The following is a 15,362-nucleotide window of genomic DNA, read 5'->3' on the forward strand; positions in this document are numbered from 1 at the left end:
TATCATCGCTGCCAGCCCTCCCCTTTCTCCTTGACGACGACGAACCAACATGGTCACCACTCACAACCTCGGCTTCCCTCGCATCGGCGCGAAACGCGAACTGAAATTCGCCCTCGAGCGCTACTGGAAGGGCGAGTCCTCGCGCGACGAGCTCAAGGCGCTGGGCGCCGAACTGCGCGCGCGCCACTGGCACCACCAGGCCGGGCTCGACCTCGTGCCGGTCGGCGATTTCGCGTTCTACGACCAGGTACTCGACATGAGCTTCACGCTCGGCAACCTGCCCGAGCGGGTGCGCGACTTCCACGGCGATGCGCTCGACAACAGCTTCCGCGTGGCGCGCGGCCGGTCGGCGGCCCCTCATGCCGCGTGCTGCGGCGGGGTCGCGGCCGGCGAGATGACGAAGTGGTTCGACACCAACTACCACTACATCGTCCCCGAATTCACGGCCGATACCTCATTCACGCTCGATGCCTCGCGCCTGACGGCGCAACTCGCCGAGGCGCGCGCCCAGGGCACGAAGGCCAAGGCCGTGATCATCGGCCCGGTCACCTACCTGTGGCTCGGCAAGACCAAGGACGCGTCGGACAGGCTCGCGCTGCTGCCGCGCCTCCTGCCCGCCTACGCGGCACTGCTCGACGCGCTGGCCGCCGACGGCGTGGCGTGGGTGCAGATCGACGAGCCGGCGCTCGTCACCGAGCTCGACGACGCGTGGCGGCAGGCGTTCATCACGGCCTACGAGGCGCTGAAGTCGCGCAGGGTCAAGCTGCTGCTGGCCACCTACTTCGGCCCGCTGCTCGACAATCTCGATCTGGCCGTGAAGCTGCCCGTCGACGGCCTGCATCTCGACGCGATCCATGCCCGCAGCGAAGTGCTGCTGGCGGCGGACCGGCTGCCGGCCGCGAGCGTGCTGTCGGTGGGCGTCATCAACGGCCGCAACGTCTGGAAGACCGATCTGACGGCCGCGCTCGACTGGCTCGAGCCGCTCGCCGGCCGCCTCGGCGAGCGCCTCTGGATCGCGCCGTCGTGCTCGCTGCTGCACGTGCCGGTCGATCTCGCCGGCGAGACGAAGCTCGACGCCGAGATCCGGTCGTGGCTCGCCTTCGCGCTGCAGAAGCTCGACGAACTGCAGGTGCTGGCCGCCGCGCTGAACCAGGGCCGCGCCGCCGTGGCCGACGCGCTGGCCGCCAACGCCGCCGCCGTCGCGGCGCGCCGCGCGTCGCCGCGCGTGCACAACCCGGCCGTGAAGGCCGCCGTCGCGAAGCTCGACGCGCGGCTCGGCCGGCGCGCGAGCGCCTATGCCGAGCGCGCCGCGAAGCAGGCCGCGCGCCTGCGGCTGCCGAGGTTCCCCACCACCACGATCGGCTCGTTTCCGCAGACGGCCGAGATCCGCCAGGCGCGCAGCCGGTTCAAGGCCGGCACGCTCGACCTGGACGGCTACCGCGCCGCGATGCGCGCCGAGATCGCGCGCAGCGTGCGCGAGCAGGAACGCCTCGGGCTCGACGTGCTGGTCCACGGCGAAGCGGAGCGCAACGACATGGTCGAATACTTCGGCGAGCAGCTCGACGGCTACGCGTTCAGCCAGTTCGGCTGGGTGCAGTCCTACGGCTCGCGCTGCGTGAAGCCGCCGATCCTGTTCGGCGACATCAGCCGCCCGAAGGCGATGACGGTCGAGTGGATCGCCTATGCGCAGTCGCTGACGCCAAAGCCGATGAAGGGCATGCTGACCGGCCCCGTCACGCTGCTGAACTGGTCGTTCGTGCGTGACGACCAGCCGCGCTCGGTGTCGTGCCGCCAGCTCGCGCTGGCGATCCGCGAGGAAGTGATCGATCTCGAGAAGGCCGGCGTGAGCGTGATCCAGATCGACGAGGCCGCGCTGCGCGAAGGCCTGCCGCTGCGTCGCGCGCAGTGGGCCGACTACCTGGGCTGGGCAGTCGACGCGTTCCGCATCAGTGCCAACGGCGTGCGCGACGAGACGCAGATCCACACCCACATGTGCTATTCGGAGTTCAACGACATCATCGCGTCGATCGCCGAGATGGACGCCGACGTCATCACGATCGAGACATCGCGCTCCGACATGGAGCTGCTCGACGCGTTCGACGACTTCAAGTACCCGAACGAGATCGGGCCGGGCGTGTACGACATCCATTCGCCGAACATCCCGACCGAGCAGCAGATCGTCGCGTTGATGAAGAAGGCGGCCGAGCGCGTGCCCGCCGAGCGCCTGTGGGTCAACCCGGACTGCGGCCTGAAGACCCGCCAATGGGCCGAGGTGATTCCGGCGCTGACCAACATGGTGTCGGCGGCGAAGGCGCTGCGCAGCCAGAGTCGGTAGGGCGCGATGTCGTCCACTACCGTGTACACTCGGCCCGATTCAATGGATAGCCCGGGGAGGCTGCGATGGAGATCCGCGACGCGCGCGAGCAGGATGTGGCAGGCATCACGGCAATCTACAACGATGCCGTGATGAACACGCTGGCGATCTGGAACGAGACTGCCGTGGACACGGCGAACCGCACCGCCTGGCTGGCCGATCGCGGCCGCGCCGGCTACCCGGTGCTGGTGGCCGTGGACGCTGCGCAGCAGGTACTCGGCTACGCGTCGTTTGGCGACTGGCGCCCGTTCGACGGCTTCCGCGCCACCGTCGAGCACTCGATCTACGTGCGCGCCGACCAGCGCGGCAACGGCATCGGCCGGCAGCTGATGGTGGCGCTGATCGAACGCGCGCGCGCGATCGGCAAGCACGTGATGGTGGCCGGCATCGAAGCCAACAACGCCGGCTCGATCCGGCTGCACGAAACGCTCGGCTTCCGTGACACCGGCACGCTGCGGCAGGTGGGCATGAAGTTCGGCCAGTGGCTCGACCTGACGTTCATGCAACTGACGCTCGACACGCGGGCGACGCCGCAGGCGAAGCTGCCTTGAGACCGGCGCGCCGGCGGCCACCGTCCGCCGGCCGGCTAGCCGAACCGCCCCCGCCAGGGCCAAGCGCCCCTGCCGCCTGAGCGCGCGCCGCGCCCCGGCCCCGCCTGCTCGCCCCTTCCCGTGCGCCACGCCTCGCCGTTGCGGGTAACTCCCGATGCCGGTGCATCCCTCGCAATTTGTATGATGACCACATCACCCGACAAATCCGCTTGCTTCATGTTCGAGAAAATCCCGGCGCGCGCGATGAGCGACGCCGTCGCGCAGCAGTTGCTCAGGCAGATCGAGATCGGCGGCTTCGCCGGCACCGGCAAGCTGCCGACCGAATCCGTGCTGGCGCAGCAGTTCGGCGTGAGCCGCACGGTGATCCGCGAGGCGATCTCGCGGCTCAAGAACGAAGGCGTGGTCGAGCCGCGCCAGGGCAGCGGCGTGTTCATCGCGCAGCACGGCGCGATCCGGCCACTGCGGATCGACTACGCGGAGGCGGTGGGAACGGGCTCGCTCGTGCACCTGCTCGCGCTGCGCCGGGCAATCGAGGCCGAGGTGGCCGCCGAGGCCGCGCAGCGCCGCACCGACGCCGACCTGCAGCGCATCGACGCAGCCCTCGCGAAGATCGACGCGGCCGTGGCCGCGGGCCGCGACGGCGTGGCCGAGGACATCGCGTTTCACCGCACGATCGCCGCCGTCACCGGCAACCCCTATTTCCTGAAGACCCTGAGCTTCCTGAACCAGTACCTCGAAGCGGGCGTGATGGTCACGCGCCGCAACGAGGCGACGCGCGAGGATTTCTCGCGCCAGGTGCGCGAGGAGCACGCGGCGATCGCCGCCGCGATCCGCGCCGGCGACGCGCCGGCCGCCGGCAACGCGGCGCGCATCCATCTGGTGAACGCCGCGCGGCGCCTGGCGCAGGCGGGCCTGGGCTGATCCATTCGTCCGGCGAAGCCGGGCATCCGTTCGATACAAGGATTCACATGTCACGACAAGTAGGCGTCATCGGGCTCGGCGCGATGGGACTCGGCGTGGCGCGCTCGCTGCTGCGCGCCGGATTCCGCGTCCATGCCTGCGACGTGCGCCACAGCGTGCTCGACGCGTTCGCGGCCGAGGGCGGCATCCGCTGCGCCACCCCCGCCGAACTGGGCGCGCGGTGCGAGGTGGTGATCACGCTGGTGGTCGACGCGGCCCAGACCGACACCGTGCTGTTCGGCGAGCACGGTGCGGTGCCGGCCATGCGGCCCGGCACGGTGGTGATCTCGAGCGCCACGGTCGCGCCGGAATTCGCGCAGCAGCTCGGCGCGCGCGTCGAGGCGGCCGGCCTGCTGATGCTCGATGCGCCGGTATCCGGCGGTGCCGCGCGCGCGGCCTCGGGCCAGATGACGATGATGAGCTCGGGGCCGGCGGCCGCCTACGCGGCCTGCGAGGACGTGCTCGCGGCGATCTCGGCCAAGCTCTACCGGCTCGGCGCCGAGCATGGCGCGGGCTCGAAGGTGAAGATCATCAACCAGCTGCTGGCCGGCGTGCATATCGCGGCGGCCGCCGAGGCGATGGCGCTCGGACTGCGCGAGGGCGTGGACGCCGACGCGCTCTACGAGGTGATCACGCACAGCGCCGGCAACTCCTGGATGTTCGAGAACCGCGTGCCGCATATCCTGAACGGCGACTACGCGCCGCTTTCCGCCGTCGACATCTTCGTCAAGGATCTCGGCCTGGTGCTCGATACCGCGCGCCGCAGCAAGTTCCCGCTGCCGCTGTCGGCCACCGCGCACCAGATGTTCATGAACGCGTCGAGCGCCGGCCACGGCGGCGAGGACGATTCCGCCGTGATCAAGACCTTCCCCGGCATCACGCTGCCACCGGCGCGCTGAAGCGCCGAACCGCGCCACTCGTGCTCATCGTCATGACCGACTCCGCCACCCCCGCCCGTCCGCTGCTCGGCTGCATCGCCGACGATTTCACCGGCGCGACCGACCTCGCGAACATGCTCGTGAAGAGCGGCATGCGCACGATCCAGACCATCGGCGTGCCCGAACCCGGCGCGCGGCTCGACGCCGACGCGCTCGTCGTCGCGCTGAAGTCGCGCACGATCCCGGCCGCCGACGCCGTGGCCCGGTCGCTCGCCGCGCTCGCCTGGCTGCGCGGGCAGGGCTGCCGGCAGTTCTATTTCAAGTATTGCTCGACCTTCGATTCGACTGACGCCGGCAACATCGGCCCGGTGGCCGACGCGCTCGCCCGCGCGCTCGGCGCCGACGATGCGCTGGTGATTGCCTGCCCCGCGTTTCCCGAGACGGGGCGCACGATCTATCGCGGCCACCTGTTCGTCGGCGACGCGCCGCTCGACGAATCGGGCATGGAGCAGCATCCGCTCACGCCGATGAGGGACGCGAACCTGGTGCGCGTGCTGCAGCGGCAGACGCCGTCGAAGGTCGGCCTGGTGCGCTACGACACGATCGCGCGCGGTGCCGGCGCGGTGCGCGAGGCGTTCGCGGCGCTGCGCGCCGACGGCGTGCGCTACGCGATCACCGATGCGCTGTCCGACGCGGACCTGCACACGGTGGGCGAGGCCTGCAGCGATCACCTGCTCGTGACGGGCGGCTCGGGCCTCGCGCTCGGCCTGCCGGCCAACTTCCGGCGCGCGGGCCTGCTGCGCGAGCGCGGCGACGCGGCGGCGCTGCCGCGCGTGGCGGGCGGCGCCGTGGTGCTGGCCGGCAGCGCCTCGAAGGCGACCAACGCGCAGGTGGCCGAGTGGCGCGCGAGCCGTCCGGCGCTGCGCCTCGATCCGCTCGCGATCTCGCGCGGCGAACCGGTGGTGGCCGACGCGCTCGGCTTCTTCGACGCGCAGCGGGGCGAGCCGGTGCTGATCTACGCCACCGCCGCGCCCGACGAGGTGAAGGCGGTGCAGCAGCAGCTCGGCGCCGAGGCCGCGGGCGCGCTCGTCGAGCTGACGCTGGCCGAGATCGCGCGCGGGCTGCTCACGCGCGGCGTGCGCCGTTTCGTGGTGGCGGGCGGCGAAACCTCCGGCGCGGTGGTGCAGGCGCTCGGCGTAAGGGCGCTGCAGATCGGCGCGCAGATCGACCCCGGCGTGCCCGCCACCGCCACGCTCGACGGCCAGTTCGCGCTGGCGCTGAAGTCGGGCAATTTCGGCGCCGTCGATTTCTTCGCCAGGGCGCTGGCACGTCTGGAGAACCTCGCATGAGCACCGAACAGCAGCTGCGCGAAACCCTCTGCGCAGTGGGCGCGAGCCTGTTCGCGCGCGGCCACGCGGTAGGCACCGCCGGCAACCTCAGCGCGCGGCTCGACGACGGCTGGCTGATCACGCCCACCGACGCATGCCTGGGCCGGCTCGACCCGGCGCGCATCGCCAAGGTGGACCTGAACGGCCAGCCCGTGTCCGGCGACAAGCCCTCGAAGACGCTCGCGCTGCATCGCGGCATCTACGCGCGCAATCCCGAAGCGCGCGGCGTGGTCCACACGCACTCGACCCATCTCGTCGCGCTGACGCTCGCGGGAGTCTGGCGCGACGAGGACGTGCTGCCGCCGATCACGCCGTATTACGTGATGAAGGTCGGCCATGTGCCGCTGATCCGCTACCGGCGCCCGGGCGACCCCGCCGTCGCGGCCGAGGTGGCCGCGCTGGCCGACCGCGTGCGCGGCGTGCTGCTCGAACGGCTCGGGCCGGTGGTGTGGGCGCCGTCGGTCGAGCAGGCCTCGGCGGTGCTCGAGGAGCTGGAGGAAACCGCGCGGCTGTGGCTGATGACGAACCCGAAGCCGGCGCCGCTCGACGAGCCCGCGCTCGACGAGCTGCGCCGCAGCTTCGGCGCGCGCTGGTGAGGCGCGCCGACACCGCCGGCGTGAGCGCCGCGCCGCCCTGATTCACCGACGGCGCGTCCGCCATGCGGCGCGCGCAACCTGCCGGAGACTACGATGATCCCGTACCGAGCCGCGGCTTCGCCCGCCACCGCCCGGGCCGCTTCGGGCGCGCTCGACGCCACCTGCCGCAAGCTGTGCGGGCGCCTCGCGCCGTTCCTGATGCCCTGCCACGTGGTAACCGACCGGAACCGCGCCGAGGTCGGCTTCGCGAAGCGGCAGATGGCGCGCGATCCGGCGTTCAGCGCGACGGTGTTCGGGCTCGGTGCAGGCCTCTTCCTCGGCTATTTCCTGTTCGCGCTGCCGAGCAAGCTGCGCATGCGCAAGGCCGGTGCGAAGGTCTGGATCGCGAGGATCATCGCGGTGCTCAGGTCGGCGCTCCCGGAGCCGATCACGCGCGCCCGGCAGCCCTGATGCGTTTTTTCCGCCGCGCGCCGGGCCAGCCCGTGCGCGGCGCCGCTCCTCCTTCTGATGGAACCGCCGCCATGCCACGCTTTGCCGCCAATCTTTCGATGATGTACCAGGAGCACCCGTTCCTCGAGCGCTTCGCCGCCGCGGCGCGCGACGGCTTCCGGGCGGTCGAGTACCTGTTCCCCTATGCGTTCCCGGCCGCCGAGCTGAAGGCGCGGCTCGACGGCGCCGGGCTCGTGCAGGCGCTGTTCAACGCCCCGCCCGGCGACTGGGCGGCCGGCGAACGCGGCATCGCCGCGCTGCCGGGCCGCGAGGACGAATTCCGCCGCGCCGTGGAGACCGCGCTCGACTACGCGCGCGTGATCGGCAACGACAAGCTGCACGTGATGGCCGGCCTGGTGGCGGCCGATGCCGACCGCGCGCGCCACCGCGACGTCTACCTGCGCAATCTCGCCTATGCGGCGCAGGCCGCGCGGGGCGCCGGGCTGCAGGTGCTGATCGAGCCGATCAACCCGCGCGACATGCCCGGCTACTTCCTGAACCGCCAGGACGACGCGCAGGCGATCTGCCGCGAGGTGGGCGCGCCGAACCTGCGCGTGCAGTTCGATTGCTATCACTGCCAGATCGTCGAGGGCGACCTCGCGAAGAAGCTCGAACGCGACTTCGCCGGCATCGGCCACATCCAGGTGGCAGGCGTGCCCGAGCGGCACGAGCCGGACCTCGGCGAACTGAATTATCCGTACCTGTTCGCCCTGCTCGACCGGCTCGGCTACGACGGCTGGATCGGCTGCGAATACCGGCCGAAGGCCGGCACCTCCGACGGCCTCGGCTGGCTGCGCCCGTACCGGTGAGCCGTCGCGCCCTCGCTTCGCGCCGCGTCGCGCGCCTCTGAACCGACCCACGCACAACGCCCATGAAAGTCCTGATCACCGGCGGCGCCGGCTTCCTCGGCCGCCGCCTCGCCACCCGGCTGCTGGCGCGCGGTGAACTCGCCGGCCCGGGCGGCAGGCCCGAGCCCATCGACGAACTGCTGCTGCTCGACGTGGCGCAGGCCGCCGGCTTCGACGACGCGCGCGTCACCACGCGGGTCGGCGACATCGCCGATCGCACCGTCCTGGAGCGCGCGATCGACACGCGCACCGGCGCGATCTTCCATCTCGCGGCCATCGTCAGCGGCCAGGCCGAGGCCGATTTCGAACTCGGCATGCGCATCAACCTCGATGCGTCGCGCACGCTGCTGGAGGTGTGCCGTGCGCTCGGCCACCGCCCGCGCGTGGTGTTCACGAGCTCGGTGGCCGTCTATGGCGGCGCGCTGCCGCAAATCGTGCAGGACGACACCGCGCTCAATCCGCAATCGTCGTATGGCACGCAGAAGGCGATCGCCGAACTGCTGCTCTGCGACTACACGCGGCGCGGCTTCGTGGACGGCCGCGTGCTGCGCCTGCCCACCATCAGCGTGCGGCCGGGACGGCCGAACGCGGCGGCCTCGTCGTTCGCGAGCGGTATCATCCGCGAGCCGCTCAACGGCGTCGAATCGGTCTGCCCGGTGCCGCTCGACACGCGGCTCTGGCTGCTCTCGCCGCGCCGCGCGATCGACGCGCTGGTGGCCGGCTGCGAGCTCGACGGCGAGCAACTCGGCAGCCGCCGCATCGTCAACCTGCCGGGGATCTCGGTCAGCGTCGGCGAGATGATCGACGCGCTGCGCGAGGTGGCCGGCGACGCGCCCGTGGCCAGGATCCGCCACGCGATGGACCCGCGCGTGGCGGCAATCGTCGGCAGCTGGCCGGGCCGCTGGGACGTGTCGCGCGCCGCGTCGCTCGGATTCGTCGGCGACGCGGGGTTCGCCGACGTGATCCGTGCCTATCTCGAGGACGAGCGCGGCTGATACCGCACCCGCGTGCCGCCGGCATGGAGCGCGCCCAAGCACACCCCTCGCCGCCGGGCCACCGGCGGCGAGCTGATGTCATGACGCGGCTATACGGCGAAGCGCTCGCTCGCGAACTGCGCGTCGGGCACGCCGGCCGCGAGCGCGGCCTGCCGCGCGGCCTGCACGAGCGGCGGCGGCCCGCACACATAGAGATCGGGCGGCGCGCCGGCCTGCGCGAGCGCCGCGCCCAGGGCCTCGGCCGGCGTGCCGCGAAAGCCGGCCCATGCCTCGCCGGCGCGCCACACGCACAGCTCGACGCGCAACTGCGGCAGCGCGGCCCGCAGCCGCTCCAGTTCGTCGAGCATGAACAGCTCGCTTTCGTGGTTGACGCCGAAGAACAGCCGCGCGTCGGCCATCTCCTGGTAGTCGGCCATCCGCCGCAGCATCGACAGGATCGGCGCGAGGCCGGTGCCGCCGGCCACGAACCAGCGCGGGCGCAGGCTCTCGGCGCACAGGCCGAAGCCGCCCATCGGCAGGTGGACGGTCAGCGCGTCGCCCGGCCGGGCCCGCTCGCGCAGGTAGGTCGAAAACCAGCCGCCGGCACGCAGCCGGATCAGGAATTCGAGGCGCCCGTCCCAGTTGCTGGTATTGGCGAGCGAGTACGGCCGGCGCCGGCCGCTGCCCGGCACCTCCAGCTCCGCGAACTGGCCCGGCTCGAACTCCACGGCCGATCCGGACACGTCGTCGGGCGCCACCTGCAGCTCCAGGCGCAGCGTGTGCTCGGCGATCGCGTCGAGCGCCGCGATCGTCGCGGCGCGCGCCGGCACCGGATGCAGCAGCACCTTGGCCGCGTCATAGGGCGCCGTGAGCCGCAGATCGCCGAGCGGCACGGTCCGGCACAGCAGCACCGCGCCGCGCTGGCCGGCCGGCAGCGCGTCGGCGCTGTAGTCGCGCATCGTGTAGCCGCCGTCGACGGCGTTCGCCTGGCACGCGCCGCAACTGCCGCGCCGGCACTGCGACGGCAGCGTGATGTCGGCCTCGGCCGCGGCTGCGAGCACGTCCTGGCCGGACTCGCAGCCGAAGTCGAAGCGTGCGCCGTCGCGCGTGGTCAGCTCGATTCGATAGCGCATCGCACCGCCCCGCTCACGCGGCCGCGCGCGTCAGCGCCGCCGCCAGGTCAGCGCCCGCCTCGCCGATCGGCCGGATGCCGAACTGCTCCACCAGCACGGCCAAGGCCGCCGGCGTGAGGAACGCCGGCAGCGACGGCCCGAGGTGGATGTTGCGCAGGCCGAGCGCGAGCATCGTCAGCAGCACCGCCACCGCCTTCTGCTCGAACCACGACACCACGAACGACAGCGGCAGCTCGTTCAAGCCGCAGCCGAGCTCGCCCGCCAGCGCGGTCGCGATCAGGATCGCCGAGTAGCTGTCGTTGCACTGGCCCAGGTCGAGCAGGCGCGGAATGCCGCCGATCTCGCCGAACGCGTGCCGGTTGAAGCGGTACTTGTTGCAGCCGAGCGTCATCACCACCGTGTCGGCCGGCGTCTGCTGCGCGAACTCGGTGTAGTAGTCGCGGCCGGGCGCGGCGCCGTCGCAGCCGCCGATCAGGAAGAAGTGACGGATCTTCCCGGCCTTGACCGCGGCCAGCACCTGGTCCGCCACGCCCAGCACGGCGTGCCGGCCAAAGCCCACCGTGATGGTCTGCTCGGGCGCGCTGGCCGGGAAGCCGGGCAGCGCCTGCGCCGCGCGGATCAGCATCGCGAAGTCGTGATGTTCGAGGTGGCGCACGCCGGGCCAGCCGACCGGCCCGGTGGTGAAGATCCGTTGCCGGTATTGCGGCAGGGGCTCGATGATGCAGTTGGACGTCATCAGCACCGGCCCGGGGAAACGCGCGAAGTCGCTCTGCTGGTCCTGCCAGGCGCCGCCGTAGTTGCCGGCCAGGTGCGGAAACGCTTTGAGCACCGGATAGGCGTGGGCCGGCAGCAGCTCGCCGTGAGTGTAGACCTGGATGCCGGTGCCGGCCGTCTGTTCGAGCAGCGCGTGCAGATCGCCGAGATCGTGGCCGGACACGAGGATCGCCTTGCCCGCCACCGGCGCGACGCGCACCACGGTGGGCCGCTGCGTGCCGAAGCGGCCGGTGTTCGCGTTGTCGAGCAGTTCCAGCACCATCAGGTTCAGGCGGCCGAGTTCGAGCGCCTGGCCGAGCAGCGCGTTGACGTCGGTGGGCGCGCCTGCCAGCGCGGCCAGCGCCGCCCCCACGCCGGCGAAGACCTCGTCGCGCTCGTAGCCGAGCACGCGCGCATGATGCGCATAGGCGCACACGCCTTTCAGGCCGTACAGCACCAGCGCGCGCAGGCCGATCACGTCCTCGCCCAGCTCGTCGGCGCCGGCCTCGATGCCCACCGCCGAGGCCTGCGCCAGCAGGCCGGCCAGCTCATCGGCCGGCTGCCAGGCGGCCGGCCCCTGCAGCGCCGGCGCGGCCTGCCCGGCGGCGCGCGCCTTGGCCTCGCAGGCGGCCTTCAGGCGGTCGCGGATCAGGGCCGCCTCGCGCAGCATGGCGACGAAGCGCGCCGCGTGAAAATTCACGTTGGTCAGCGTCGTGAACATCGCGTACAGCACGAAGCGCTCGGCTTCGCGATCGGGCTCGCCCAAGCGGCGCGCGAGCGCGCCGTACTGGGCGATGCCCTTCACCGCATGGATCAGCAGGTCCTGCAAATCGGCCGTCGCCGCATCCTTGCCGCAGTTACCTTTCGCCGACGCGCATCCGGGCCGCGCGCCGGTCCGGTCGGTCTGCTCGCATTGGTAGCAAAACACGTTGCACTCCTTGTTCGATCGTGGGGATGCGGGTCGACGCGAGCGGCGGCGCATGACGTGTCCGGCCACCGGGGGCATCCTGCCGCTTCAAGATGCGTCATTCATGCATCTTTTCCATGATGTTGCCCGGCCAGGCTTGCCGTCTTGATGCAGATTAAGAAAAAAGAGATACCGCGCCGGCTCGGGCGGGTTCAGGGCTGGCGGCCGTCCCCGGCCTGCGCGCCGGCGGCTTCGGTTTCGGTTGGCGCGTCGCCGTCATCGGTCTCGATGCCCCAGTCCCCGTACCGGTACCAGTCGTCACCGAGCAGTTCGCACGGGTGCTGGGTGCGGCTGGAACCGTTGCCGCAGCGCATGGCCCGGGTGGGGCAATAGTTGTCGCATCCCCAGCAGATCCGTTCCGGACGCAGGGGATGAAGCGGAAATTTCTTGGCCATGGTGGGATCGTCCGTGGGAGTTCGGCACCGTCTCGTGCGTCGCCCTCCGACTCTAGTCCACGATCCGCTGCGCGCGGATACGACATTCCTTCGCACCGGCAGCGCCGCGCCGCCCGCCGCCGCCAGTCAAGCTTTCGTCAGCGGGTGTAACCTGCCGTAACCTGAAATCCTTCCGGATTGGGGCAGTATGTCTGCAGATGCCCCGACGTTACAGGATCATGTCAGCTGTTTACGACTACGCCACCGTTTTGCTTCGCTCGCTGTACGACCGCCACATCGAAAACGGCGCGGTGCTCGACAGCGCGGTGTTTCCCGACGCGGCGCGCTTTGCCGGCGCGTGGCGCGAGATTCGCGCGGAGGCGTTCGAGGTGGCGCGCGAGCTGCCGCGCATCCCGCGCTTTCACGACATCATGAGCGAGCAGGCCGACATCTCCGCGAACGACAACCGCGACTGGCGGATGTTCATCATGCAGGCCTACGGCGTGCGCTTCGCGAAGAACCGCACGCGCTGCCCGCGCATCACCGAGCTCGTCGACGCCTCGCCCGACGTGCTGTCGGCCTCGCTGTCGTTTCTCGCGCCGGGCAAGCACATCCCGCCGCATCGCGGACCGTTTCGCGGCGTGCTGCGCGGCTACCTGGTGCTGTCGATGCCCAAGCGCGAGGACGGCACGCCGGCGGCCGTGCTGAAGGTGGACGGCCGCAGCTACCGGCTCGACGACGGCCAGTTCCTGCTGTGGGACGACACCTTCGAACACGAGGTCTGGAACGACAGCGACCAGGTGCGGATCGTGCTGCTGCTCGACATCCGCCGGCGCGACCTGCCCTTGCACCTGCAATGGCTGTCGGCCGGCATCGTGCAACTGATCCGGCTCGGCATCCGGCTGCGCGGCGGCTCGATTCCGGTCTGACTCGCGCGCCGGGCGAGACGGGCCAGGCCTCGCGCTCAAGGCAGGCCCAGATAGCGCCTCACGGCCGGCAGCCCCGGCTTGCCGTCGAACGTCGTGACGCCGGCCAGCCACTTGTCGAGCACCTGCGGATTGGCCTTCAGCCAGGCGCTCGCGGCCTTGTTCGGATCTTCCTTGCTCATGATCGGCACCATCACGCGGTTCTCGATCTCGGTGGTGAACTGCAGGTTCGACACGAACTTCGCCGCGTTCGGGCAGCGCGCCGCGTAATCGGGCGGCGTGGCCGTCAGCACGCGCGCCTCGCCGTAGTTCGGGCCGAACACGGCGTCGCCGCCCGTTAGGTAATCCATCTTGAACTGCACGTTCATCGGGTGCGGCTCCCAGCCGAGGAACACGATCCACTGCTTGTTGCGGATCGCGCGGTTCACCTCCACCAGCATGCCCGCCTCGCTCGATTCCACCAGCTTGAACTTGCCGAGCCCGTACTGGTTGCCGTCGATCATCTTGCGGATCAGCGCGTTGCCGTCGTTGCCGGGTTCGATGCCGTAGATCTTGCCGTCCAGCTTGTCGGCGTACTTCTGAATGTCGGAGAACGACTTCAGGCCGCCCTGGTAGACGTAGTCGGGCACCGCCAGCGTGTATTTCGCGCCGGTCAGGTTCGGCGTGGCGAGCACCTTGATCGTGCCGGCCTTCGTGAAGGGCGCGATGATCGGGTCCATGGTCGGCGACCAGTAGCCGAGGAACACGTCGATCTGCTTGCTCTTGATCCCCGCGAACGTGATCGGCACCGAGGCGATGGTCTTGGTCGGCGTGTAGCCGAGCCCGGCCAGCACCGTCGAGGCGAGCCCGGTGGTGGCCGCGATATCGCTCCAGCCGACGTCGGCGAAGCGCACCGTCTTGCAGGCCTGCGGATCGGCCGCCCGCGCGGCCGTCCACGGTGCCGCGGCCAGCCCGAGCCCGCAAGCCGCCGCGATCAGGAATCGTTTCATGTGCTTCTCTCCTCTCAGCTGTGGGTTCGATATGAGACAGGGTTCGGTACGAAGCGGCGCGGCGTCAGCGCCCTGCTTTACCCGGGCCGGCTGCGTGCGTCTGGTGCAGCGTCCGGCGGGTGGATTTCAGCGCCCCGGCGTGCGGCGCTCGTAGCTCGGTGCGTGGCCGAACTGCGCGCGGTAGGCCTTGCTGAAATGGCACGGCGAATGAAAGCCGCAGACGGCCGTCACGCGCGCGATCGACGCGTCGGTGGTGCGCAGCAGGTCGCGCGCGCGCTTCAAGCGCAGCGTCAGGTAATAGTGGGTGGGAGAGACATGCAGGTAGATCTTGAACATGCGCTGCAGATGCCGCTGCGAGAGCCGCACCAGGCGCGCGAGTTCGTCGAGCGAGAGCGGCTCCTCGATGTTGGCCTCCATCAGCCGCACCACCTCGACCAGCTCGGCACGCGAAAAACCGACGCGCGCGTCGACCGGGATCGGCTGCGGATCGCTCGCGCCGCGGATCCGCTCGAGGATGAACTGCTCGGAGACCTGCGCGGCCAGCGGCTGGCCGAGCCGCGCCCCCACCAGGTTCAGCATCAGGTCGAGCGGCGCGGTGCCGCCGGTGCAGGTGAGCCGGTCGCGGTCGACCACGAACAGCTCGTCGGCAAAGGCCACCTGCGGGAACTCCGCGTGCAGCGCCGAGAGGTTTTCCCAGTGGACCGTGCAGCGATAGCCGTCGAGCAGGCCGGCGGCCATCAGCGCGTAGGCGCCGGTGCAGATCCCGCCGAGCGGCACCCCGCGCGCGGCGAGCGCCGCCAGCGCCTCGCGCGTGCGCGCGTCCACCACCTCGCGAATCCGGATCCCGCCGCAGACGATCATCACGTCGGGCAGCGGGCCGTCGGCGTCGAGCGGCTCGGTGGGCCGCACCGCGATGCCGTTGCTCGCCTGCACGGGGCCGCCGTCGAGCGAGTGGATCGACCAGCGGTAATGCTCGGCGCGGCCCACGTAGTTCGCCATCCGCAGCACCTCGACCGCGCTGGTGAAGGCGATCATCGAGAAATGCGGCAGCGTCAGGAATCCGAAATGCGCGAGCGGCCGCGCGGCCGCGATGCGAGCGGCAGGCGCGGGATCGACTGCAAGGCGACTCATGATCGCTCTCCCGACATGAGCAGGTTGCACG

Annotated in this window: 15 protein-coding genes; 10 read left to right on the top strand and 5 right to left on the bottom strand. The window is 70.9% G+C overall.

The window, feature by feature from the left end; translation table 11 throughout:
* Positions 1 to 49: 49 nt before the first annotated feature.
* The 9 genes from metE to denD all read left to right on the top strand — a co-directional run bounded on the left by metE (position 50) and on the right by denD (position 9,079).
* Positions 50 to 2,335: a 5-methyltetrahydropteroyltriglutamate--homocysteine S-methyltransferase gene (gene metE, locus KS03_RS11650; protein ID WP_012733337.1), complete on the top strand. Its 2,286-nt coding sequence runs from the start codon at positions 50 to 52 to the stop codon at positions 2,333 to 2,335.
* 65 nt (positions 2,336 to 2,400) lie between these two features.
* Positions 2,401 to 2,925 (top strand): GNAT family N-acetyltransferase, encoded by a 525-nt coding sequence (locus KS03_RS11655; RefSeq protein ID WP_012733336.1) that lies wholly within the window; start codon positions 2,401 to 2,403, stop codon positions 2,923 to 2,925.
* 216 nt (positions 2,926 to 3,141) lie between these two features.
* Positions 3,142 to 3,846: a FadR/GntR family transcriptional regulator gene (locus KS03_RS11660; protein ID WP_012733335.1), complete on the top strand. Its 705-nt coding sequence runs from the start codon at positions 3,142 to 3,144 to the stop codon at positions 3,844 to 3,846.
* Between the two features lie 47 nt (positions 3,847 to 3,893).
* Positions 3,894 to 4,784, top strand: coding sequence for an L-threonate dehydrogenase (gene ltnD, locus KS03_RS11665; protein WP_012733334.1), 891 nt, complete (start codon positions 3,894 to 3,896; stop codon positions 4,782 to 4,784).
* Between the two features lie 32 nt (positions 4,785 to 4,816).
* On the top strand, positions 4,817 to 6,112 hold the full coding sequence (gene otnK / locus KS03_RS11670; protein ID WP_012733333.1) for a 3-oxo-tetronate kinase: 1,296 nt from the start codon (positions 4,817 to 4,819) through the stop codon (positions 6,110 to 6,112).
* Positions 6,109 to 6,747 (top strand): 3-oxo-tetronate 4-phosphate decarboxylase, encoded by a 639-nt coding sequence (otnC, locus tag KS03_RS11675; RefSeq protein WP_012733332.1) that lies wholly within the window; start codon positions 6,109 to 6,111, stop codon positions 6,745 to 6,747. Before otnK ends, otnC begins: the two co-directional genes overlap by 4 nt.
* Before the next feature lie 93 nt (positions 6,748 to 6,840).
* A complete protein-coding gene (locus tag KS03_RS11680) occupies positions 6,841 to 7,197 on the top strand; it encodes an MFS transporter (RefSeq protein ID WP_012733331.1) in 357 nt (118 codons plus the stop codon).
* Between the two features lie 71 nt (positions 7,198 to 7,268).
* Complete coding sequence (gene otnI / locus KS03_RS11685) at positions 7,269 to 8,045, top strand: 2-oxo-tetronate isomerase (protein ID WP_012733330.1); 777 nt, start codon at positions 7,269 to 7,271, stop codon at positions 8,043 to 8,045.
* Positions 8,046 to 8,107: 62 nt separating this feature from the next.
* The gene (gene denD / locus KS03_RS11690) at positions 8,108 to 9,079 is read left to right on the top strand and encodes a D-erythronate dehydrogenase (protein ID WP_012733329.1); all 972 of its coding nucleotides are present in this window, start codon (positions 8,108 to 8,110) and stop codon (positions 9,077 to 9,079) included.
* Positions 9,080 to 9,168: 89 nt separating this feature from the next.
* On the opposite strand, the gene KS03_RS11695 is transcribed toward denD, so the two are convergent.
* From KS03_RS11695 to KS03_RS11705, 3 genes are all read right to left on the bottom strand, one after another.
* Positions 9,169 to 10,191 (bottom strand): 2Fe-2S iron-sulfur cluster-binding protein, encoded by a 1,023-nt coding sequence (locus KS03_RS11695; RefSeq protein WP_012733328.1) that lies wholly within the window; start codon positions 10,189 to 10,191, stop codon positions 9,169 to 9,171.
* A gap of 13 nt (positions 10,192 to 10,204) precedes the next feature.
* Complete coding sequence (gene hcp / locus KS03_RS11700) at positions 10,205 to 11,872, bottom strand: hydroxylamine reductase (RefSeq protein ID WP_045678772.1); 1,668 nt, start codon at positions 11,870 to 11,872, stop codon at positions 10,205 to 10,207.
* Positions 11,873 to 12,063: 191 nt separating this feature from the next.
* Complete coding sequence (locus tag KS03_RS11705) at positions 12,064 to 12,306, bottom strand: DUF3079 domain-containing protein (RefSeq protein ID WP_012733326.1); 243 nt, start codon at positions 12,304 to 12,306, stop codon at positions 12,064 to 12,066.
* 218 nt (positions 12,307 to 12,524) lie between these two features.
* Here KS03_RS11705 and KS03_RS11710 point away from each other — a divergent pair, with 218 nt between their 5' ends.
* Complete coding sequence (locus KS03_RS11710) at positions 12,525 to 13,214, top strand: aspartyl/asparaginyl beta-hydroxylase domain-containing protein (protein WP_012733325.1); 690 nt, start codon at positions 12,525 to 12,527, stop codon at positions 13,212 to 13,214.
* Positions 13,215 to 13,249: 35 nt separating this feature from the next.
* Here the strand turns inward: KS03_RS11710 and KS03_RS11715 are convergent, their stop codons facing one another.
* Positions 13,250 to 14,200 (bottom strand): choline ABC transporter substrate-binding protein, encoded by a 951-nt coding sequence (locus KS03_RS11715; RefSeq protein ID WP_012733324.1) that lies wholly within the window; start codon positions 14,198 to 14,200, stop codon positions 13,250 to 13,252.
* 126 nt (positions 14,201 to 14,326) lie between these two features.
* Positions 14,327 to 15,331 (bottom strand): GlxA family transcriptional regulator, encoded by a 1,005-nt coding sequence (locus tag KS03_RS11720; protein WP_012733323.1) that lies wholly within the window; start codon positions 15,329 to 15,331, stop codon positions 14,327 to 14,329.
* Positions 15,332 to 15,362 lie beyond the last annotated feature (31 nt).

Source organism: Burkholderia glumae LMG 2196 = ATCC 33617, assembly GCF_000960995.1.
GTDB classification, from domain to species: domain Bacteria; phylum Pseudomonadota; class Gammaproteobacteria; order Burkholderiales; family Burkholderiaceae; genus Burkholderia; species Burkholderia glumae.